Source organism: Zymomonas mobilis subsp. mobilis ATCC 10988 (assembly GCF_000175255.2).
GTDB classification, from domain to species: Bacteria; Pseudomonadota; Alphaproteobacteria; order Sphingomonadales; family Sphingomonadaceae; genus Zymomonas; species Zymomonas mobilis.
This window is the reverse complement of record NC_017262.1, coordinates 146086-168286: the sequence shown is the minus strand read 5'-3', so window position 1 is coordinate 168286 and position 22201 is coordinate 146086. Positions and strand designations below refer to the sequence as shown.

The 22201-nt window shown below is 43.6% G+C and carries 16 protein-coding genes and 1 tRNA gene; 9 read left to right on the top strand and 8 right to left on the bottom strand.

Annotated elements, in window-relative coordinates; translation table 11 throughout:
• Nucleotides 1–27 precede the first annotated feature (27 nt).
• From ZMOB_RS00790 to ZMOB_RS00775, 4 genes are all read right to left on the bottom strand, one after another.
• Entirely contained in the window at nucleotides 28–765 is a 738-nt protein-coding gene (locus tag ZMOB_RS00790; protein WP_014500355.1) for an N-formylglutamate amidohydrolase, read from the bottom strand.
• Nucleotides 766–925: 160 nt separating this feature from the next.
• Nucleotides 926–1774, bottom strand: coding sequence for a 4-(cytidine 5'-diphospho)-2-C-methyl-D-erythritol kinase (locus tag ZMOB_RS00785; protein ID WP_014500354.1), 849 nt, complete (start codon nucleotides 1772–1774; stop codon nucleotides 926–928).
• Nucleotides 1775–2067: 293 nt separating this feature from the next.
• Complete coding sequence (locus ZMOB_RS00780) at nucleotides 2068–3711, bottom strand: tetratricopeptide repeat protein (RefSeq protein ID WP_011241006.1); 1644 nt, start codon at nucleotides 3709–3711, stop codon at nucleotides 2068–2070.
• Nucleotides 3712–3828: 117 nt separating this feature from the next.
• On the bottom strand, nucleotides 3829–5475 hold the full coding sequence (locus ZMOB_RS00775; protein ID WP_014500353.1) for an electron transfer flavoprotein-ubiquinone oxidoreductase: 1647 nt from the start codon (nucleotides 5473–5475) through the stop codon (nucleotides 3829–3831).
• 303 nt (nucleotides 5476–5778) lie between these two features.
• Between ZMOB_RS00775 and ZMOB_RS00770 the strand changes: the two genes are divergently transcribed.
• Both ZMOB_RS00770 and ZMOB_RS00765 read left to right on the top strand, forming a co-directional pair.
• A complete protein-coding gene (locus ZMOB_RS00770) occupies nucleotides 5779–6573 on the top strand; it encodes a uracil-DNA glycosylase family protein (protein WP_011241008.1) in 795 nt (264 codons plus the stop codon).
• Nucleotides 6548–8488 (top strand): lytic transglycosylase domain-containing protein, encoded by a 1941-nt coding sequence (locus ZMOB_RS00765; protein ID WP_014500352.1) that lies wholly within the window; start codon nucleotides 6548–6550, stop codon nucleotides 8486–8488. Before ZMOB_RS00770 ends, ZMOB_RS00765 begins: the two co-directional genes overlap by 26 nt.
• An 11-nt stretch (nucleotides 8489–8499) precedes the next feature.
• On the opposite strand, the gene mutM is transcribed toward ZMOB_RS00765, so the two are convergent.
• Nucleotides 8500–9312 (bottom strand): bifunctional DNA-formamidopyrimidine glycosylase/DNA-(apurinic or apyrimidinic site) lyase, encoded by an 813-nt coding sequence (mutM, locus tag ZMOB_RS00760; protein WP_011241010.1) that lies wholly within the window; start codon nucleotides 9310–9312, stop codon nucleotides 8500–8502.
• Nucleotides 9313–9461: 149 nt separating this feature from the next.
• Between mutM and ZMOB_RS00755 the strand changes: the two genes are divergently transcribed.
• From ZMOB_RS00755 to ZMOB_RS00730, 6 genes are all read left to right on the top strand, one after another.
• Nucleotides 9462–9535 (top strand) — tRNA-Gly (locus tag ZMOB_RS00755).
• An 86-nt stretch (nucleotides 9536–9621) separates the two neighbouring features.
• Nucleotides 9622–10350 carry a bifunctional demethylmenaquinone methyltransferase/2-methoxy-6-polyprenyl-1,4-benzoquinol methylase UbiE gene (gene ubiE, locus ZMOB_RS00750; protein ID WP_011241011.1) on the top strand — a complete coding sequence of 243 codons (729 nt, stop codon included), beginning with the start codon at nucleotides 9622–9624 and terminating at the stop codon, nucleotides 10348–10350.
• 3 nt (nucleotides 10351–10353) lie between these two features.
• Nucleotides 10354–11892 (top strand): 2-polyprenylphenol 6-hydroxylase, encoded by a 1539-nt coding sequence (ubiB, locus tag ZMOB_RS00745; RefSeq protein ID WP_014500351.1) that lies wholly within the window; start codon nucleotides 10354–10356, stop codon nucleotides 11890–11892.
• A gap of 26 nt (nucleotides 11893–11918) precedes the next feature.
• A complete protein-coding gene (gene coaBC / locus ZMOB_RS00740) occupies nucleotides 11919–13172 on the top strand; it encodes a bifunctional phosphopantothenoylcysteine decarboxylase/phosphopantothenate--cysteine ligase CoaBC (protein ID WP_014500350.1) in 1254 nt (417 codons plus the stop codon).
• Nucleotides 13173–13203: 31 nt separating this feature from the next.
• Entirely contained in the window at nucleotides 13204–13644 is a 441-nt protein-coding gene (gene dut / locus ZMOB_RS00735; protein WP_014500349.1) for a dUTP diphosphatase, read from the top strand.
• Nucleotides 13641–14399: a HesA/MoeB/ThiF family protein gene (locus ZMOB_RS00730; RefSeq protein WP_014500348.1), complete on the top strand. Its 759-nt coding sequence runs from the start codon at nucleotides 13641–13643 to the stop codon at nucleotides 14397–14399. The genes dut and ZMOB_RS00730 overlap by 4 nt, the downstream gene beginning before the upstream one ends.
• A gap of 426 nt (nucleotides 14400–14825) precedes the next feature.
• Here ZMOB_RS00730 and topA read toward each other — a convergent pair whose 3' ends face one another.
• The 3 genes from topA to plsY form a co-directional block, all read right to left on the bottom strand.
• Nucleotides 14826–18479, bottom strand: coding sequence for a type I DNA topoisomerase (gene topA / locus ZMOB_RS00725; protein WP_014500347.1), 3654 nt, complete (start codon nucleotides 18477–18479; stop codon nucleotides 14826–14828).
• Nucleotides 18480–18630: 151 nt separating this feature from the next.
• Entirely contained in the window at nucleotides 18631–19788 is a 1158-nt protein-coding gene (dprA, locus tag ZMOB_RS00720) for a DNA-processing protein DprA (protein WP_014500346.1), read from the bottom strand.
• A 49-nt stretch (nucleotides 19789–19837) separates the two neighbouring features.
• Nucleotides 19838–20476, bottom strand: coding sequence for a glycerol-3-phosphate 1-O-acyltransferase PlsY (plsY, locus tag ZMOB_RS00715; RefSeq protein WP_014500345.1), 639 nt, complete (start codon nucleotides 20474–20476; stop codon nucleotides 19838–19840).
• A 293-nt stretch (nucleotides 20477–20769) separates the two neighbouring features.
• On the opposite strand from plsY, the gene ZMOB_RS00710 reads away from it, so the two are divergent.
• Nucleotides 20770–22182, top strand: coding sequence for an MFS transporter (locus tag ZMOB_RS00710; protein WP_014500344.1), 1413 nt, complete (start codon nucleotides 20770–20772; stop codon nucleotides 22180–22182).
• The last annotated feature ends 19 nt before the right edge of the window (nucleotides 22183–22201 follow it).

Here is a 22201-nt window from a genome sequence, read left to right as displayed (position 1 = left end):
TAACCTGTGGTGTCCACCGAATATTTATCACTTATTTTTTAACGAGATAAGCGTTTCGTTAATAACCTTTTTCAAAATTGCGCACCAATTTCCGATTGTATTAGCCTCTTCCAACATATCCTGCCTTATTTCAAAAAGCAGGTAAGGAATACGGTTATTTTCTGCATGGCGATTCATTGTCGTATTCAGAATGCGGCCAGAATAAGGCTCATTTTCGCCAACAACAAGGTGGGCTTGCTTTAATAACGGAATAGCAATCTGTGTCGCTCGGTCATCATTATTGTAGAGCAAACCGATCTGCCATGGTCGATAACAATTTAGGTCGCTTTTCAAGCAAGGCGTAAAACTATGCAAAGAGATAATCAGCCGGGGTCGCTGTTTTTGAATAATATCATCAATATGTTGGTGATAGGGACGATAGAAACGCGACAAACGGGCTTCTTTTTCATCAGCGGTCAAGCCTGTATTCCCGTGAATGACATAGCCATCAGAAATGGCGGGCATCAGCCCTAAAAAATCATTCTCATCACGGTTGAGATCGACAACCAATCGAGATTGAGCCGCAAAAACCCCGTTGCATTGTAACGCCTGACATAGCTGCTCGCCTAATGTCTGAACGCCCTTATCAACGGCAACATGCTCATCATATAATCTTTTGTCGATTCCCAAATCAATATCTTCAGGGACAAAAGCTGAAGCATGATCAACAATCAACAAAATAGAAGAGTTACCTCCTATGATATCATGCCAAACTTGATAAGACACGACTCAACCTCTATCGATTTACGCTTAAGAAAAACACAAAAAACCTTATAGACGATCTTATATCATCTATAAGGTTTTTATTTAGATTAACTTTAATTAATTACTTTTAATTTTTACAATATTTTAAATATTTTTTAAAATTTTAATCATCGTTATAGATTCATCGTAATAATGACGACAAAGCCCACCACTCTGGATGGTCAATATTCAATTTTTTGTAGGCCGCATCTCGGTCTTCAATTTCATCAAAAAGTGCGAAACAAGTTGCTCCCGATCCTGACATCCGAGAAAAACTGACCCCTTTTTGTTGTTGTAACCACTCAACGACTTCTCCAATAATCGGCAATATCTTCCTTGCCGGTGGCTCCAAATCATTACGCCCAGATCGGGCGGCACCTAATATAGACCCATCGCTATCCAATGCGCCTCGATCAATACCATCCCAGTTTTTAAAAATCATTGGGGTCGAACAGGATACTCTAGGATTTACTAATAATAGGGGTTTTTCTTCCAAAGACCGGTCACCAATCTGTGTCAGTTTTTCGCCAACGCCTTCCCCTCTTACTAAACAGGAATCAACACAAGCAGGCACATCTGCACCAAGACTATTAGCAAGGGATAAAAGCAGTTCATGAGGAATTTGATAATGTTGCCCGATCATCCGCAGCATAGCCGCAGCATCAGCTGATCCGCCGCCGATACCAGCTGCAACGGGCAATCTTTTATCAAGAATAATAGAAAATCCAGCGGGTATTTTATTAGGACAGGCCTGCCGTAAAGCTGTGACTGCCCTTAAAACAAGATTATCTTTATTGGCTTCTAATCCTTCTGAAAAAGGACCCGTAATCGTTAAATTATCTTCTGTATCATTCACTTCGGCTTGGAGAATATCGCCATCTTTAGCAAAAGCAAAAATAGTCTCTAATGCGTGATAACCATTCGGCATTTTTCCCCGCACATGAAGCGCCAGATTAATTTTGGCATAGGCTATTTCTGTTAGCTTGGGCACCGCAAAAACTTTCCTAATAATGACGTAACATTCTTAAAATAGGGCTATAACGGATTAGGAAAACTCTGCATCTGTTTTCTAAACAACTTTAGTCAGAATTTTTTAAAATCGACAATGAGTAGCTTAAAATAGATAAAATACCGTTATTAACACATGAATCTTTTTCGCAAAAAATTCACATAAAGCGCAAATATTAATTTAAAATAACACTATAAAAAAAGAATTTTTTAAAAAATCAAAATATTTAATATGTTTAAATGTTTTTTATTCTCAATAAATTTAAATAACTATTTTCAAGGTGCAGCTAGATCAGAGGTTAAACCTAATTCTATTTTTTTCTTAATACGTGATATTGATTTTTCTTCTGCCGTTACTAACGAGGCTTGCCACGAATAGCGAGCTTCGAAATGCCGTCCAGCCGTCCAATAGGCATCGCCTAAATGCTCGGAAATAGTAGATTCTTGCGGCGCATTTTGAACGGCTTTTTCTAAAACTAAAATCGCGGTGTTAATGTTACCAGAAAGATATTGGCTCCAACCAAATGAATCAATAATCGCAGGATCAAGCGGCATCACTTTCAAGGCCTTCATAATCAGCAAGCTTGCGTCTTGAATATTTTCGCGCTTCTCCAATTGTGAATATCCCAAGGTATTCAAAGTAATCGGATTCTCTGGTGCCAAAGAAACAGCCTGCTGATAGGCCGCTTTTGCTTCTGGCCAACGTCCAGCAGAATCTAACAAAGTGCCTTTTAATATCCACATTTGCCAGTCTTGAGACTTTACGCGTTCAACATGAGCCAAAGCGGATAAAGCTGCCTCAAAATTTCCGTTATCGCCTTCTATTTCAGCTAAATTATACCAATCTTCAACAGTTGCATCGGGTTGCTCAACAACATGGCGAGCAAGATTGAGCGCCATATCCTTTCGTCCTTCTTGTAAGAAGAACGATATTTTCATTGAATTAGCCAGATTATAAAAAGGATCGTCGGCAAAAATATGATCAAGAGCAATTCTGGCATCTGATAACTGTCTGATAGAAGATAAAATTTCAGCTGTGACCAACCAACTCTCTGCATTATCGGGTGTCATCCAAGAGGATGCACGCCCTAACCCCAAACCAATAGGCTTCATCAGACTTTGCTTGTCTCCCATAAAAGAGGCAAGGCGAAGAAATAATTCAGAAAGACCAAGCTCGGCTGTCAGCTTAGTCGGGAATGCTTTAGGATTCTTTTCCAACAGCAGTCTAGCTTTCGCTAAAGAAGCACTGGAACCTTCCAACAAAGCCCTAAATTTGGGAGCGTTACGGTGCGACATTATCCCCGCAGCAATAATTCGCAAATGGTTTGCCCGACCGCTTCCGCCTTCCATTACCGGATCAAGAAAAGGCCATGCTTCATCATATTTCCCCATCGCCAGAAGCAGCAATCCACGCGTTTCGGGTACAAAAATCTGTATCGACGCATCTACTTTGTCTAATTCAGCTAAAGGATTTTTTTCTCCTGATCCGAATTTGACCCATGCCCGCAATAGCGGTGCAAAGGGAAAGAGTGGGTAATGGTTCTGCTCCATCCGATCGATGAGTTGATGGGCTTCTTTCCATTTATGCTGCTGAACGGCTCTTGCCAGAATAAGGAATGGCCCATCCCCTGTTCGGAAGCCATCTTTTTCCATATGGGATAATGTTGATAATATTATTTTTGTATTATCTGCGATTTGTGCCTGACGATAAGTCTTTAGAGCAAGACGAGCATCGTCGGGATGTTCTTCAAAAACAGAGAAAAAATCGCGAGCGGCAAGATCTGGATTACCAGAAAATGATGCCACTTGCCCTTCTACATAACGTTGAAGGGGGGACTGCTTCACTTTATGCGCAGAAGCCGAGGCTAATGGAAAAGTGAATAATAGCGATAGCGCTATAAGACGAGGAAGTGGGGTCATAACTGATAAAACAGACTAAAGTTTCTTGCCATGGCGAAACTCTACCAAAAAGATAGGCTTCCGACCTAGTACCATGGCAAGAGTTATTTAATCTGACCTTTTTGTTTCTTGGTATTTTTACATATTGGGATAGTTTGGGCCTTCGCCACCTTGAGGCGCTACCCATTCGATATTCCCAGTCGGATCTTTGATATCGCAAGTTTTGCAGTGCAGGCAATTTTGCGCATTTATTTGAAGTCGTGGCTTACTGTCTTCTTCTATGATTTCATAGACCCCAGCTGGACAATAACGACTTTCTGGAGAATCATATTCTTCCCAATTTACCTTTATCGCGACAGAAGGGTCTTTCAGCTTTAGATGACAAGGTTCATTTTCATCATGCTGCGTATTTGAGAGATAAACAGATGACAAACGATCAAAACTGATTGTCCCATCAGCTTTAGAATAATTTAGCTTTTTAGCCTTATCTTTGGAAACAAGTGTAGAATTGTCAGGACGATGCCCTAATGTAAACGGTAATTTGATCCCTAGACTTCTCATCCAAAGATCTGTTCCTGCAATAGCAGAACCTATTAAAGGACCAAAATGAGCAATAGCAGGTTCTGCATTCCTGGCATTTTTGAGCTCAGCAGCAAGCCAACTTTTTTCAAAATTATCAGGATAGTCTTGCAGTAGATCAGATGGAGTCTCTTTCTGTATAGCCGCGAAGGCCGCTTCAGCTGCTAACATAGCAGATTTCATTGCCCCATGTGTACCTTTGATACGAGGAACATTAACAAAACCAGCAGAACACCCAATAAGAGCACCACCAGGAAAAATAAGTTTTGGAATTGCTTGGTAACCACCCTCGTTAATGACGCGTGCACCATAAGCAATCCTGCGCCCCCCCTCCAGCAAGGGTCGAATGGACGGGTGTTCTTTCCAGCGTTGGAACTCTTGGAAAGGAGAAAGATAAGGATTGCTATAACCTAGGCCGACAACGAAGCCCAATGACACTTGATTATTTTCTTGGTGATAAATAAAGCCACCGCCGACTTCACTTTTTAATGGCCATCCTTGTGTATGGATAACGCGTCCAGCGACATGCTTTTCAGGCAAGACTTCCCAAAGTTCTTTAATCCCTAAGCCATAAACCTGTGGCTGACTTTCTGCGTCGAGCTCGAATTTGCGAATGACTCTTTTTGTAAGATGTCCACGTGCACCTTCTGCAAAGAAGGTATAACGGCCACGTAGCTCCATACCGGGCTGGAAATCAGGTCTTGCTTTTCCATCTTTGCCGACGCCCATATCTCCAGTAATGACACCTTTTACTTGGTCATTTTCGTCATACAAAATATCTGCTGCGACAAATCCGGGAAAAATATCGACACCTAAGGATTCAGCTTCTGTGGCAAGCCAACGGCATAAAGAACCAAGCGATCCCGTATAAAACCCTTTATTATGCATGAAGGATGGAAGAAATATCGATGGCAGGGTTAAATGTTTTTTAGGCGTTAAAACCCAATGCGGGGATTCTGTTACCTTAACAGTCAATGGGGCGCCTCGTTCACGCCAATCTGGGATAAGTTCATTGAGAGCGATGGGGTCAATTATAGCCCCAGAAAGAATATGGGCACCGACTTCAGCCCCCTTTTCTAAAACGCAAACAGTAATATCCTGATCGTTTTTTTCCGCCAGCTGCTTTAACCGGATTGCTGCAGAAAGACCTGCAGGTCCAGCCCCTACGATGACAACATCATATTCCATGGATTCGCGTTCTGACATTTCCCCCATAATCCTTATGGTTTATATAACAATCATCCAACCTATAGCGAAGATTGTTATCGTTGGTTACTGATAATAGGATATTGACTGAATTAGATTTTCAAGCCGGACGATTATATTTTTAACCTTGATATTAAGGTATATTTAACAAGGTTTCCTAAAAGGAAAGGAAGAATAATAGAAAATTATGCTACTTTCAAAAGGGTTTTATAAATAATTTTTATCGACAATTTTATAAGTTACCGCAATGATAGTAACTTTAAGATCAGAATTTTTATGTTTTGAGGAATTAGGTCCCTGAATATGGCATTCAAAAGTCTTCTGGAATGGTGGCAGCAAGCAGGTGTTGACATCTTAACCCAAGACATTCCTCAAAATTGGTTTTCAAAAAATCACCCAGAAAATTCTTTATTTAAACCGTCGGACAATAAAAATATCAGAGAAAATAATTTTTCTAAAAATAACCTGCTAAATTTTAAGAAGAATGAAGAGATATTATCAGCGCCATCTTTAATAAAAAACATCCCTCAGAATATATCTAGTTTTCAATTATGGCTTCAAAATATTTTTGGAGAAAAATGCCTTTTTTCTGAGGTCAAGATTTCGCCTAAATTGATGGTTTTAAGCGAATCTCCAGAAGCCGAGGACATGGCTCAAGGTCAACTTTTTTCTGGCAAGGCAGGTCGATTATTGCATGCTATGCTAGATACATTATCTATAAAAAAGCAGGATATATATTTTGCGACTATGTCGCCGATTGTTGAGCATATAGATTATGTTAAAATATCGTCCTATGCCGCAGGTAATTCTCTAACTTTTCATGACTATACTTTGATTGCAGCGCAACATATTTCGCTTATCAAACCAAGATATCTACTTCTTTTAGGGGATGCGCCCAATCGTGCATTGTTACAGATGAATACCATGGACGCACGCAAAAAAATACACGCAATAACAGTGAATAATGATAATATTGACGCATTCGCATTGCTGCATCCTAAAATGCTGTTGGAAACGCCTTCCTTAAAAGCCATAGCATGGAAAGATTTGAGGGTATTAAAAGGGAAGATAGATGAAAAGACAACCGCAGACGAATAAAGGCAATATCAATCTTCTTTCTTATAAGAAGAAACGGTATTTTAAAACAGCCTGTAGTTTGGCGATGTCTTTTTTGTTATTCCCTCCTACACCCTCCGCGTTTGCAGCAACAGTAACAAATAAAAATCCTGTTATTGAACCTGGTTTTCTTTCTGATGATGATATTGCATTAGAAAATAGCGAAACCGATTTTTCGCAAGTTGTTGTGTCCCGTGTGGTACCAATAGATAATGTAAAAGAAGTTTTATCTCCACGAGAGATACAGGGATATAAGGCTTGCCTTTCGGCCATACGCCATGGCAGTTGGCAAGCTGCACAGCAATGGATATCTTCGAATCCAGACGGCCTACTAACGGGTTTTGTAACAGCTGAACTTTATTTGGCAAAAAATTCACCTAAAGTCAGCCCAGATGATATTATCAATTTAATTCAGAAGTCACCTTACTTACCTCAGGGTGAGGCTTTGGCACGTCTTGCTTACAACCACGGTGTAAAAACACTTCCACCACTGCCAGAAAAAAATAATTTATTCTTTTTATCAGGCGCGCCACAAAGGCCTGTTAATCACCACAATGCTACAAACCGTTCAGCTATGGTCTTTGAAACTAAAGCACTGCCTTTAATAAAAGCCGATGCTTCTGATCAGGCTGAAAATTTATTTCAAGATTCTCAACAAAATTTATCTGATGATATCAAAACCGAATGGGCTCAACGTATTGCATGGAGTTACTATTTAAATGGTAATGATGATGCCGCGCGCCGCTTAGCTGTTCAAGCCGAAAATGGCACTGGGCGCTGGACAACTGATGCAAGCTGGGTTGAAGGCTTAGCCGATTGGCAAAAAGAAGATTTTTCAGCGGCTATGCAGGCTTTTTCTCGTGTTGCATCCTATAGCGAAAATAAAGAAATGAAGGCTGCAGGTCTATTCTGGGAAGCCAGAGCCGCGATGGCATCAGGGCACCCTGAATATACTCAAAATTTATTACGTTCAGCTAGCCACATGCCAGAAACTTTTTATGGTCTCTTGGCAGAAAAAGCCCTAGGAAAAACTGTTAAGTCCTCTGTTCGACCTGTCGCCTTATCTGAAGACGAGCTAAAATGTTTGACAACACAGCCTAATATCAGAATAGCCATTGCGTTGAACCAAATTGGCGAATATCAACTTGCCAGTGAAACTTTAAAACACCAAGCACGACTAGGCGACCCTAAAGACCATAACAATTTAATTCATTTAGCATCTTATCTTCGTTTACCAGAGGCACAATTGTGGTTAGCCCATCATGGTCCCGCGGGTTTTTCTGCAGATGTTGATGCACGTTATCCTTCTCCAAATTGGGCTCCTGCAAGCGGTTGGCATGTAGATCCCTATCTTGTTTATGCACATGCCTTACAAGAATCCCAGTTCCGTAGCCGAGCCGTTAGCAACAAAGGTGCGCGAGGTGTTATGCAAATTACACCTGCAACAGCTCGTTTGGTCGCTAAACAACATGCTACAAATATTGATATAGAAGATCTTGATAAACCGACTATCAGCTTTGAATATGGTCAAGCCTATATCGAATGGCTACGGGATACGAGCTACACAGGCGGGTTGTTGCCCAAAGTCATTGCAGCCTATAACGCGGGTCCAGCTGCCTTGCCCCGTTGGAAAGACCGTGATCATGGCGACCCACTGCTTTTTATTGAATCTATACCATATGCAGAAACCCGCGCTTATGTTGCGACTGTATTGCGTAATTATTGGATATATCAGCAAAAAGCATCTTCATCTTCTCAAAGCTTGAATGCGATGGCGCAAGGGATGTGGCCTAAATTTCCAGGAATGCCCGGCGATAATGCTGTCCGGTTAAATAATAAGGCAAAAGAAGTTAATAAATTACTTGCATCAAATAATATAAATAAACAAAATATGTAAATATTGTATGGTTATTTTTGACATGAAGAACACAAAAAAGTTGAACGACCGCCTAGGGTGTAACGCTCGATCGTATGACCACATTCACATTGTTCACCTTCTTTGCCGTATACTTTGAATTTAGTCGAAAAATAACCTAGCTCTCCATTAGGTCGTGCATAGTCTTTTAAGGTTGACCCGCCCTCAGCTATGGCCTTTTGCAAAATATTTTTGATAGAAAAAACAAGTGAAGTTATTTCATCAAAATTTAAATTTTTGCTAGGCCGTTGAGGATGTATCTTGGCTTGGTGCAAAGCCTCACAAGCATAAATATTACCAATGCCAGCAACTACTTTTTGATCTAATAATATTTTTTTTATGGGAGCAGAAGAAGAGAATAACTTCTTCTGTAAATATTCTGGATTAAAATTCCCAGTTAAAGGTTCTGGCCCGATATTTCTAAAATAAGACCATTCTAACAATTGATTTTTTTTTACTAAATCAAGAGAGCCAAAGCGACGCGGGTCATAAAGTGAAACTATAAAATTATTTTTTGTTTGAAGAACGAAGTGGTCGTGTTTCTCAAAATTTTCAGGATTTATTTTCCATCGACCGGACATCCCAAGATGAAAAATTAAAGCATCATCCCGATCATTGACAATAATGCCATATTTTGCGCGTCGACTAAGAGAAATGATAGTTGATCCTATTAGCCTTTCTTGAATATCAGAGGGTATTGGCCGTCTTAAAGATGCCCGGCGCACTTTCACATCTATAATTTTTTCACCCATCAGGACTTCAGATAGTCCACGAATGGTAGTTTCAACTTCTGGTAGCTCTGGCAACAGGATCTTCCGTTTAAATTGTCGAATATATCCAGAAATGGTTAATAGACAAAATTATTCAAGTATTCTGTTTTTGTGTAAACATAACATTGACCAAAAGATATTAGTTGTGGCAAAGAGCCTTTGATTTCAAGATCAAAATAATCCTAGCGGGTGTAGCTCAATGGTAGAGCAGGAGCTTCCCAAGCTTAAGACGAGGGTTCGATTCCCTTCATCCGCTCCATTCTCAACACCTAAAATAAGAAAAAACAGCAGCATAAAGTTTTTTACGCTTCAATGTTCTTTTGATTAGCATTAAAACTTTTTCATATGGAAAAAGTTTCTTTCGGTTTTTCAGACGTCTCGCCTCAGGAAAAAACACATCTTGTTGGCGATGTCTTTCGTCGTGTAGCATCGCGCTATGATTTAATGAATGATGCTATGTCAGGTGGACTCCATCGGTTATGGAAAGATGATTTTGTTCGTCTGGTTCAACCAAAGGCCAGTGAACATATTCTAGATATGGCGGGCGGCACCGGAGATATTGCCTTTCGATTGGCAAAATACGGTACAAATGTCACGATTGCAGATATCAATCCAGCTATGCTTGAAGTCGGAAAAAAGAGAGCTATAGCCCGCTCGATAGAAAACCTTACATGGAAAGAAGAAAATGCTGAAGCATTATCATTTAATGATAATGTTTTCGACGCTTACACTATAGCTTTTGGTATTAGAAACGTAACACATATACAAAAAGCACTAGACGAAGCGTGGCGTGTTTTAAAAGTAGGGGGACGTTTCTTTTGCATGGAATTTTCCCAGACGAAGTGGTCAGGATTTTCTAATCTTTATAAAATGTATTCAACACATATCGTACCTAAAATTGGTCAGCTATTAGCCAATGATGAGGACAGTTATCGCTATCTTATCGAATCTATCGAAAGATTCCCTAACATAGAAAAATTTTCTGATATGATTAAATCAGCTGGTTTTGTCCAAATACGAGCAAGGCCAATTTTAGGCGGTTTAGTGGCTATACATAGCGGTTGGAAAGTCTAATTAATGACATTAGCCGTTGTTCATTTTTGGCGTTTATTCCGCTGGAGCCGAATATTATCGAAACATGGCGTTTTAAAAACGGTAGAGAAATCTACAATTGTTCCGTTATCCCTTCGTTTGATAATAAGATTACTTAGGATCGGCTATCGAGTTCCAAACCCACCCGATTATACAGGCGCTTTTGTCGCCTTAGGACCAGCTGCAATCAAATTTGGTCAGACTTTAGCGACACGACCAGATCTAATCGGAGAAGAAACAGCCGCTCAATTGGCATGTTTACAAGACTCTGTACCGCCCTTGCCTTTTAAAGATATTCGTATAGTTATCGAAAATGCCTTAGGATGTCCTATTGAGAAATCTTTCCGTTTTTTTAACGAAATTCCTATTGGTTCGGCATCTATTGCTCAAGTGTATCAGGCAGAAACACTTGATGGCGTTACAGTCGCGGTAAAAGTACTGCGCCCAGGGATAAAGCAGGCTTTTCGAAAGGCTACAGAAACATATGAATGGGCCGCAACGAAAATAGAATCATTAAATGATGAGTTTATCCGCCTACGTCCTAAATTAGTTGTAAAAACTTTCCGCCAATGGACAATACGTGAGCTTGATTTAAGGAGAGAAGCTGCGTCTGCCTCGGAGTTAGCGGAAAATATGGAAGCAGTTCCCGGTTTTAAAGTCCCTGTAATAGACTGGAATCGGACATCCCAGTCGATGATGGTAATGCAATGGATTGATGGCATTAAGCTTTCAGATCATCAAAAATTGCAGGAGGCCGGATATGATCTAAAATCTTTGGCAACTCGGCTTGTTCGCAGTTTCTTAAGGCAGGCTATAGCTGATGGTTTTTTCCATGCTGACCTCCATCACGGAAATTTATTTGCATTAAAAGATGGATCTCTTGCTGTTGTTGATTTTGGTATTATGGGTCGGATCGACAAAAAAGCACGGCGCTGGTTAGCTGAAATATTATACGGCCTTATTACAGGTAACTATTCCAGAATAGCGGAAATTCATTTCGAAGCAGGCTATGTTCCATCTCACCATGACATAGCAGAATTCACGACTGCTTTGCGGACTATTGGAGAACCTATCAGAGGATTATCTGTTCGCGATATTTCTATCAGTCATATGCTGGATGGGTTATTTGCTATAACCCGTGAATTTGAGATGCAGACCCAGCCACATCTTTTACTTTTGCAAAAAACGATGGTTGTAGTTGAAGGAGTGGCTACCTCTTTATATCCTGATATCAATTTATGGGATACAGCGGAGCCTTTTGTAAGAGAATGGTTACGCTCAGAGTTGGGACCCGAAGCTAAAATAGCTGAAGAATTTTATAAAACACTTCAAAGCATTAAGCGGTTACCAGAACTCATTGATCGGATAGATCAATATTATCCGCCTCTCACCATAGAGGAACAGCTCTATCCTCTAGCGAATAAGAATTCGATTAAATCTGCTACTACAAAACATTATTTGTCTGTCTTCATCCTTAGCGCGTTTATTATCGGGATAGTTCTGGGCCATTACCATTTTTTTTAATTCTCTCCTCCAAATCGAGATAATCTATGTCTTCTTTTTTAAATGGAAAGCGAATCCTGTTAGTTATTTCTGGTAGTATTGCAGCTATCAAAGCCCCAGATATAATCCGCTTATTCAGGAAGAAAAAAGCTGACATCCGCTGTCTCATAACAAAAGGTGGAGCGAATTTTATAACGCCACTTGCCCTTGCTAGTTTATCAGGCAATCCAGTAGCGCAGGATATGTGGGATGAAAGCGAAGAGGCTTCAATTCGTCATATTCGTCTAGCCCGTGAAGCCGATATGATTATTGTCGCACCTGCATCGGCTGACTTTATTTCAAAAATGGCTCATGGATTGGCTAACGACTTGGCTTCTACTGTAGTTCTTGCAGCGGATAGTCCAATCTTAGTCGCGCCTGCAATGAATCATCGCATGTGGCATCACTCAGCAACTCAACGGAATATTCATCAACTAAAATCTGATGGAATATCTTTTGTTGATCCAGAAGCTGGAGCTATGGCTTGTGGAGAAACAGGAATTGGACGACTAGCAGCACCAGAAGACATTCTTTTATCTGCAGAGTCTCTCTTTGCAGAAGAACAAAATTATCAATTTTTAAAAAATAGACATTTTATTGTGACAGCAGGACCAACGCATGAACCAATTGATCCTGTCCGCTACCTAGCCAATCGCTCTTCTGGGAAACAGGGTTTCGCGATCGCTGAAGCCTTACAAAAATTAGGTGCAAAAGTTACACTTGTTACGGGGCCTGTTTATCAAAACACCCCAGACAGGGTAGAACGCGTGAATGTTGAAACGGCTATTGAAATGGAAAAAGCTGTCGAAAATACTCTCCCAGCAGATGGTGCTATTTTTACAGCTGCTGTTGCTGACTGGAGGTTTAATTATTCTCCATCAAAATATAAAAAAGGTAGATCAGAACCTGACCTTATACCGATAGAAAATCCAGATATCTTATCGAATATATCTCACAGGAAAATAGACCGTCCTTCTTTAGTTGTTGGTTTCGCTGCAGAATCAGAAAATCTATTAGAAAATGCAAAAGTAAAGTTACAACAAAAAGGTTGTGACTGGATAATAGCCAATCCTGTTATTGAGAGTGAAGATGCCCCCTCGGCAATGGGCGGAGACTATAATAAAATCTTCATTGCTAGCCATGCAGGTATAGAAAATTGGCCTCTTTTGTCCAAAAAAGAGGTTGCCTCTCGGTTAGCGAGTAAAATAGCCGATTACTTTAATCTTATAAATGAGCACCCATCATCAATTATATCAAAATAAAATTTTGCTTGGCATAAAGGGATATCATTTTATGAAAATAAAACTTGAAATAAAACGCCTACCCCATGGCGCAAACCTCCCCTTCCCTTCTTATGCTAGTGAGGGCGCTGCGGGAATGGATGTAGTGTCAGCAGAAGACGTAATTTTGCAACCTATGCAACGTTATCCGGTTAAAACTGGTTTCGCTGTAGCTATTCCTAACGGATATGAAATTCAGGTTCGTGCTAGATCAGGGTTAGCGTTAAAGCATGGTATAGCTTGCCCTAATGCTCCTGGAACTATTGATTCTGATTATCGTGGCGAAGTTAAAATTCTTCTTATTAATTTGGGCAACGAAGCTTTTGAAATTAAAAGAGGTGATCGTATTGCGCAGCTGATATTGGCTTCAGTAACGCAAGCTGTATTTTGTGAGGTCACTGATTTAGATGATACCCAGCGTGGCCATAACGGATTTGGATCGACCGGAATATGATACTTACTGATAATCAGCTAGATCGTTATGCCCGTCATATTGTTTTACCTGAAATCGGCGGTAAGGGACAAAAAAAACTCTTATCAGCTCATGTCGCAATTGTTGGTGCTGGAGGAATAGGTTCTCCGGTTATTCAATATTTGGCTGCTGCTGGTGTCGGTCGTCTTACTATTGTTGATAATGACGAGGTTTCTCTCTCGAATTTACAGAGACAAACACTTTTTGCGACCCGTGATATCGGAGCACATAAAGTAGCTATGGCTGCTAATGTTGTCCAACGTCTGAATCCTGATGTTAAAGTATTGCCTTATGACCAGAAACTGGATGCAGAGAATGCTAAGAAGCTGATTGGTCAGGCTGACATTATTGTGGATGGCAGTGATAATTTTGGAACCCGTTTGGTTGTCAGCGATGTAGCAACAGAGTTGAAAATTCCTCTAGTGTCAGCTGCTGTTATTCGTTTTGAGGCGCAGTTAGCCGTTTTCAAAGGATATGAAGCAAGTAAACCTTGTTATCGCTGTTTTGTCGGTGATGATCCGGGTGAACCGGAGATGACTTGTTCATCGCAAGGTGTTCTCGGTGCATTGACTGGAACGATCGGAAGTTTAGCTGCGATTGAGACTATCCGTTTGATTACAGGATTTGGTTCCGAGAGCGGTGACAAATTACTGCTGATTGATGCCAAAGATTTTCGTTTCAGAACTGTGTCTTTGAGCAAAGACCCGAATTGTCGCTGCAAGCATAACGCGGAATAGCTTTTGGTTGATTGGATAAATTAGATCGTAAGCGTATGAAGCGTATGAAGCGTATGATAAGACAATAACTAAAGGAATAGAAGTCATCGCATGAGCCAAGGCGGTGTGGAATATATGTATAGATAAATAGAAATCTCTGTCTATCTTTGCAGGCGCCTTCTCGAGAGTAGCAAGGCTGTCTTTCGAAATGGATGCGGATGCTCGTGATCTTGATACTATCGACGCGAGTTTTTGGATCGCCTTTAATAATCGCTTTGCGGATTGAGATTAGAGGATCTGTAAAGATAGGGTGTTATTGAATCTGTTGTCGGCCTTGAGTGGAATAGATAGTCGGGTGGCTGAAAGCGGGGCTGGGAAGCTTGGGGTGTAAAAAAGCTAATGATATAAAGTAGAAACGGGATAGCCATGGCTATCCCGTTTTTGTTTTTATTCGGCCACTTCGTCTTTGGGGGCAGCTTTAGAAGTCTTTTTCGCTGCGGTCGTTTTGCTGGCTGGAGCCTTTTTAGTCGCGCTTTTTGAGGCAGGCTTCTTGGCCGTTGTTTTTTTCGCGACAGCTTTCTTGGCGGGTGACTTGGCAGGAGTGGCATCGCCATCTTCTGAAGTCGCGTTGTCGGTAGTGGCCGATTTTGGGGTTGTAGTTTTTGTTGTCGCCTTTTTAGGGGCGGCTTTTTTTGTGGTGGTCTTCTTGGCGGCCGGTTTCTTGGCTGCTGCCTTTTTGGTTTTCTTCTTTTTCGGCATTTTGGCGCGGGCTTCTAATAACGCCAATGCCTCTTCGAAAGTTAGGCTTTCGGGGGTTGTGTCTTTCGGTAAAGAGGCATTGGTTTCACCATCGGTGACATAGGGCCCGTAGCGGCCATTCATCAGTTGAACTGGCTTTTCGGTAACAGGGCTATCGCCAAAAACCTTCAAAGGTTCGCGGGATAATGTCGCACCGGTGCGCCCCTTATTTTGGGCGGCTTCGGCCAGTTTTACAATAGCCCGATCGATGTCAATGTCCAACAGCTCTTCCGTGGAAGACAGGCGGGCATATTTGCCGTCACAATTCAGATAAGGACCGTAACGTCCGGTTCCGGCAATAATCATTTTGCCGCTTTCGGGATGAAGCCCAATTTCGCGAGGCAGTGCCAAGAGGCGGCTGGCTAATGAGAAATCAACCTCCCTTGGATTGACATCGCGGGGGACAGAAACCCGTTTAGCATTTTTGCCTTCACCAAGTTGGATATAAGGCCCAAAACGGCCTGTCCGGCGTGTAACCGCCCTTGCCTTTCTGGATTCTTCTTCCTCTTTGGCTTGTTCATCCGCTTTGCTAGCCGCCGTATCATTGTTTTCTGTTTCCAGAGCAACTTTTACCGAGGAGGTCGCAGAAGAAGGCGTGCTAGCCAGATGGGCGACATTATCTGAAGGGCTGTTATCAGACGTTATGGCATTGCCGACATCATGGCCGGTAGAAACGGCCTTGCTATCAATCTTTTTATCACTGTTAGAGACAGAGGCATCGTCAGAATTGCGGTCAGGAGAGAGCGCATGGCTGGCATTCTGATCGCTAGAACTGTCCTTGTGATCCGCAGGAATCGCGCGGCTATCAATGTCTCCATTACGATGAGATAGAAGCCTATTATCGGCATCCTGACCGGAAGAAGATGCCCCGCTGCCAATATCCCCATCAGGATCGGAGACCGTAGCATTATCGTCAGTAGAACCGCCTTTGCGCGCCGCAGCGATTGTGCTGCTGCTGTTTATTCCCTTGTTATCGGAGACGGCGATGCGACCTGCGTTATTTTTACCCGAAAGAGCTTGGGTGCCGATACCCGATTGTCTATGGGCATCGGCTTCGCCAGAGGCCACGACTGATTCCGAAGTCCCATGATGCCCTGATGAATCTACGCCATTACCGGAAGAAGTCGTTTCGTCACCTGTCATGCGGGATTGTGAGGAGGCGACATTTCCGGTTGAAGAGGCGGGTTCGTCAGGATCAAAAGGTAAGTCATCCCTGTCTGTATGGGATGCGCTATTCCCCTTGCCAGAAAAGGCCGTATTAGCCGCGACACCGCCGTCAGCAACGCCTGTTTCAGAGGTGGAAGCGTTGTTATCGGGTGAAATATCCCCTTGGTCTGCAAACGCCATATAGCCGTCATCATCCGAATTTTCGGGCATATAACCGAGCAGGACGGGTTCGTTATCGTCAACGCCGTCTTCACCCTGCCCAAAGCCACGGGTATATTTACATTCGGGATAATTCGAGCAGGCAATAAAGGCACCGAAACGGCCACCTTTTAACGCCAAACGACCCGTATGGCAGGAGGGACATTCACGGGGATCATGGCCGTCACCCTTGTCAGGGAAAAGCCAAGGTTCAAGGAATTTATCCAATTCTGCGGTGATAGCCGAGGGCTGTTGTTCCATGACTTCGGCGGTTTTGGGTTTGAAGTCATGCCAGAAAGCATCAAGGACTTTTTGCCAGTCAGCCCGACCGCCGGAAATTTCGTCAAGGCTGTCTTCCAAGCCCGCGGTAAAGTCATAGCTGACATAACGTTCAAAGAAACGTTCAAGAAAGGCCGTCAACAAACGTCCGGCTTCGCTGGGAATGAAGCGGTTGCGTTCCAGCGTGACATAGGCGCGGTCTTTTAGAACCTGAATAACCGAAGCGTAAGTGGATGGGCGGCCGATGCCCAAATCTTCCATTTTTTTGACCAAGCTCGCTTCCGAATAACGGGGCGGCGGCTGGGTGAAATGTTGATCTGCCCTGACTTCTTTTTTCAAAGGTGCATTGCCTGCCCGTAATAAAGGCAAACGGGCGCGGCCTTCTTTGCCATCGCGGTCATTGGCGTTATCGTCAGCGCTTTCTTCATAAAGCGTCAGAAAGCCAGAGAATAAGACGACCTGCCCCGTGACCCGCAAGACATTTTGCCCCGTGCCATCGGTTAAATCGACCGTTGTCCGTTCCAATTTGGCTGAGGCCATTTGGCTGGCAAGGGCGCGCTTCCAGATCAGTTCATAAAGACGGGCATGATCGCCGCTGGCCGCTTTGTCGCGCGAAAAATCGGTTGGGCGAATAGCCTCATGGGCTTCTTGGGCATTTTTAGCTTTGACCTGATATTGTCTCGGCTTGTCCGGCACAAAGCCGCCGTCATAGCGTTGGGTGATGGTTTTTCGAGCCGCGGCAATCGCGCTTTCATCCATCTGAACCCCGTCCGTCCGCATATAGGTAATAAGCCCTTCTTCATAAAGGCTTTGAGCGAGGCGCATCGTATGGCTGGCCGCAAAACCCAATTTACGGGCGGCTTCCTGTTGCAAGGTCGAAGTTGTGAAAGGCGGTTGCGGATTACGGGAAACCGGTTTGGTTTCGACATTCGAAACCGTGAAATGACCGGATTCAACATCGGATTGAGCGGCCTCGGCCTGCGTCTTATCTGCGATAGACAGCTTTTCGAGTTTTTGGCCGCGCCATTGGATAAGTCGCGACGTAAAGCCGATACTGTCGGCTTCCATATCGGCTTCTACCGACCAATATTCTTGCGGTTTAAAGCCTTCTATTTCTTGCTCACGGTCAACCACCAGCCGTAAGGCGACTGATTGCACCCGTCCGGCTGATTTTGCGCCCGGTAATTTCCGCCATAAAATCGGAGAGAGCGTGAAACCGACGAGATAATCCAAAGCCCGACGCGCCAGATAGGCATTGATTAAATCATTATCGAGTTGGCGAGGATGCGCCATAGCATCGGTAACAGCCGCTTTGGTAATAGCGTTAAAGGTCACCCGTTCGACATCATCGGGTAACAGTTTTTTGGTCTTTAACAATTCGAGAATATGCCAGCTGATCGCTTCCCCTTCGCGGTCAGGGTCAGTCGCGAGAATGAGGCTGTCAGACTCTTTTACCGCGTCTTCAATCGCTTTCAGGCGGTGGGCTTTGTCAGGATAATTTTGCCAGACCATGGAAAAGCCGTTGTCGGGATTAACAGAGCCATCCTTGGAGGGAAGATCGCGGATATGACCATAAGAGGCCAGCACCTGATAGCCCGACCCAAGATATTTTTCGATAGTTTTGGCCTTGGCCGGTGATTCGACAACAACGAGTTTCATGATACTCCTGACCATTCCGCGCAATTTACGGCGGAGAGTGAGCCTTTTTTTTCGTTATCAAAGGGGAAAATCCCTTTGAAAAAATGATAAACAGACAAGCGTTGATCTATTCTGTATTCGCGGGGCAGAGTTGAAAGCAACAAAAAATCATTCAAAAAAGCAGACTTACCCGTCCGCCTGCATGACTTTCGAGCCGTCCAGCTAGCTCCATTTCCAATAAGATGGTTTGGATTATCGCATTTTCTAGCCCTGATTGCCGGATAAGTTCATTTACCCCGACAGGAGCTGAACCAATCAGGCTTTGGATAATTTCGCGTTCCTTTGCCTTGACCTCGGCAATGGCCGGAGAAGAACGATAGCCAATCTGGCCATTTTCCAAGCCGGAAAAACGCGGTTCGAGGGGGCTTTTTTCGGTGGGTTCTTCAAAAAGCGCGGCCATGACAGAAACCGCCTCGATAATCTGATTACTATTTTGGATCAGTGTCGCGCCTTCCCTGATAAGTTGGTTACAGCCTTGGCTGCGCGCATCCATCGGAAAGCCCGGAATGGCCATGACTTCCCGCCCGATTTCTGTCGCCAATTTGGCGGTAATAAGTGAACCGGATTTAGGAGAGGCTTCGACGACCAAAACGCCAAGGGCAATTCCGGCGATAATCCGATTTCGCGCTGGGAAATGGCGGGCTTTCGGTTCGGTTTTGGGCGGCATTTCACTGACGACCAAGCCTTTTTCGGAAATAGCCTGCTGCAATTCTTTGTTTTCGGGTGGGTAAAAGCTATCGAGACCCCCCGCAATAACCGCAATCGTTTTCTCTATCCCCGCCCCTTGATGCGCGGCGGTATCAATGCCGCGTGCCAGACCGGAGATAACAGGATAGCCTTTATTCGCTAATTCTTGCCCGAGATCATGGGCAAAACGGCAGGCAGCGGCCGAAGCATTTCTTGCCCCGACCATCGCAATCGCCGGTTTTTGCAATAAACGTGGATTCCCTTTCACCAAGAGAACCGGAGGGGCATTATCCAATTGATCGAGAAGCGGCGGATAATAAGGCGTATGGCGAAAAATATAACGCGCGCCTAAAGTTTTGACTTGCTCTATTTCTTCATTGACCGTTTTTTCCGAGGCGATTTTCGGCGCTTGGCCGCCGCCCCTTTTAGCCAGAAGCGGCACGGCTTTTAGCGCTTCTTGGGGTGAAGAATATCGGGTTATCAATCGGTTATAGGTTACAGCCCCGATACGGGGCGTTCGGATAAGCCGTAAAGAGGCGCGGTAATCTTCCTCGGTCATAGACGGGAAGCGAGATGAGGTCATAACCTTTGCCTGTTATAGGATGAACGCGGATCGCCTTTGAATGAGGGCTTTATTGCGGGTCGCCGATGCGGCTTTCCTGCCCTGATAACAGTCTTTTGATATTACCGCGATGCCGCCACAATAATAAAATCGTCATACCAGAGAAAAGCGAAATATAGACCTGATGAATTTCGTGAGATGCAGGCATAAACATAACCGAAATCGTAGCCGCAATCGCACCAACCATGCCGCCGACCGAGGAATAACGGCTGATTTTAGCAGAGAGAAGCCATGCAACAGCAAAGACCACGCCCGCAACCCACCAAGCGGCAAAGGAAACCCCGAGCATGGTAGCGACCCCTTTTCCGCCGCGGAAGCCGAGCCAGACCGGATAGCAATGTCCCAGAAAAGCCGCCGCCCCTGCAATCAATGTGAGATCGGGAGCGCATCCGGTTTGTTGATAGAGGTGATAGGAAAAGCCATGGGCGAGAAGAACGGCTAAAGCACCTTTACCGATGTCGAAGAACAAGGTCAGAGCCGCCAAGTCTTTCCGTCCAGTTCTAAGCACATTGGTTGCGCCGATATTACCTGAACCGACCTGCCGGACATCAACAGAACCGAAAAGACGAGCTAAAATCAGGCCAAAAGGCACGGATCCCAACAGATAGCCCATCGTAAAAATCAGAACTGCAATCATCTCTAGCGACATGAAACCCGCCTTTATCATTCAAATATGCTTCAAAATGGAAGCTTTAAAGCGGAATGAAATAGGGAAAGCAAGGTCAAATGATTTCGGGCTAAACCCCCTGTTATCACATTAAAAGAAAGCAAATTTCAATTTTTGGGTAATGAAAATTTTTAAAACAACCCATGTGAGACATATTTTGTGGTCTGGCGGTAGTATTTTTCAAAATTTAAAGACATAGACGGTCTAATAAAAAATATAGGCCTTGTTAAATTTCTGATTTGAAGCAGATTACGTCGAGCCTTGATGGATATTTTATGATGCCAGATGACCAAAAGAACGGCCAAGCAAATTCTTCTGATGTTGAAGGGATGACCCGACAAAACAGAAATCAAGCGATGGGTGCCATATCGGTTTCTGTGGCGATGGCCATTCTTGATACCGCTATTGTCAACACCGCCCTCCCTTCAATCGCGAAAGATTTGGGCGTTGGCCATTCAGATTCCGTCTGGATTATTACCGCCTATCAAATGTCTATGGTGGCCGCCATGCTGCCTTTTGCCGCTTATGGCGATTTAAAAGGACATCGGAAAGTCTTTCTGACCGGTCTTGGCGTGTTTATTCTGGCTTCTTTGGCCTGTGGTATATCACCTTCTTTTCTGGGTTTAGTGGCGGCGCGTTTTGTGCAAGGCATTGGGGCGGCGGCCATTATGTCAGCCAATACCGCTTTGGTCCGTCAAATATATCCTGCCCGTATTTTGGGAAGAGGTCTTGGTCTAAATGCCCTTGTTATGGCCTTTAGCTTTGCGGCGGGCCCGCCAATGGCTTCGATTATTTTATCTTTCACATCATGGCATTGGTTGTTTTTAATCAATGTCCCTATCTGTATTTTGGCCTTTTTCCTATCATGGCAGAAATTACCCAAAGAAGATAAAGGCAAGAGTCAGAAATTTGATGTTGTTCCGGCTGTTATCTGTGCCAGTCTATTTGCTTTATGGGTGCATGGTTTAGGGCAACTTGCCCATGGTTCCATGACGTCCCTTCCGATTATTGAAGAGGCAGTTGCCCTTATTCTGGGCATATTTCTGGTTAGGTGGCAGTCTTCCCATGAAAGACCGTTATTGGCGGTTGATTTATTCCGTATTTCCTTCTTTTCGTTATCGGCCATTACTGCTTTTTTAGCCTTTATTGTGCAGGGTATGATTTTTGTAGCAATGCCTTTTCTGTTACAAGGCAAGCTTGGATTTGATGTCATTATGACCGGTTTTTTAATCGCCCCTTGGCCGTTAATGGGGGCGTTTCTGGCTCCGATTGCGGGGCGTTTGTCTGACCGATATCCAGCCGGTATTTTGGGTGGGATAGGCCTCGCTATTCTAGGATTGGGGATTGGTGTTATTTCTGTTTTACCGCCCCATACAAAACCCATTATAGCCGTTATCATGATGGCTTTATGTGGTGGCGGTTTTGGTTTCTTTCTATCGCCCAATCAACGCGCCTTGATGAGTAGTGCGCCGACGACCCGTAGCGGGGCGGCAAGTGGTGTTTTAGGGATTTCCCGTATTTTGGGACAGACTACTGGCGCGACATTGGTCGCCTTTTGCCTTTATCTTTCGAGCGATCATGGGGCAGAAATCGCGTTGCGGATCGGTATTTTTATTGCTTTTGCGGCCTGTATGGTCAGTTTGTCGCATTTGCTGAAAAAGCCGATTTTAAGAAAAAACCGCTCTTAGTGAGACTCTATTCAAGGAT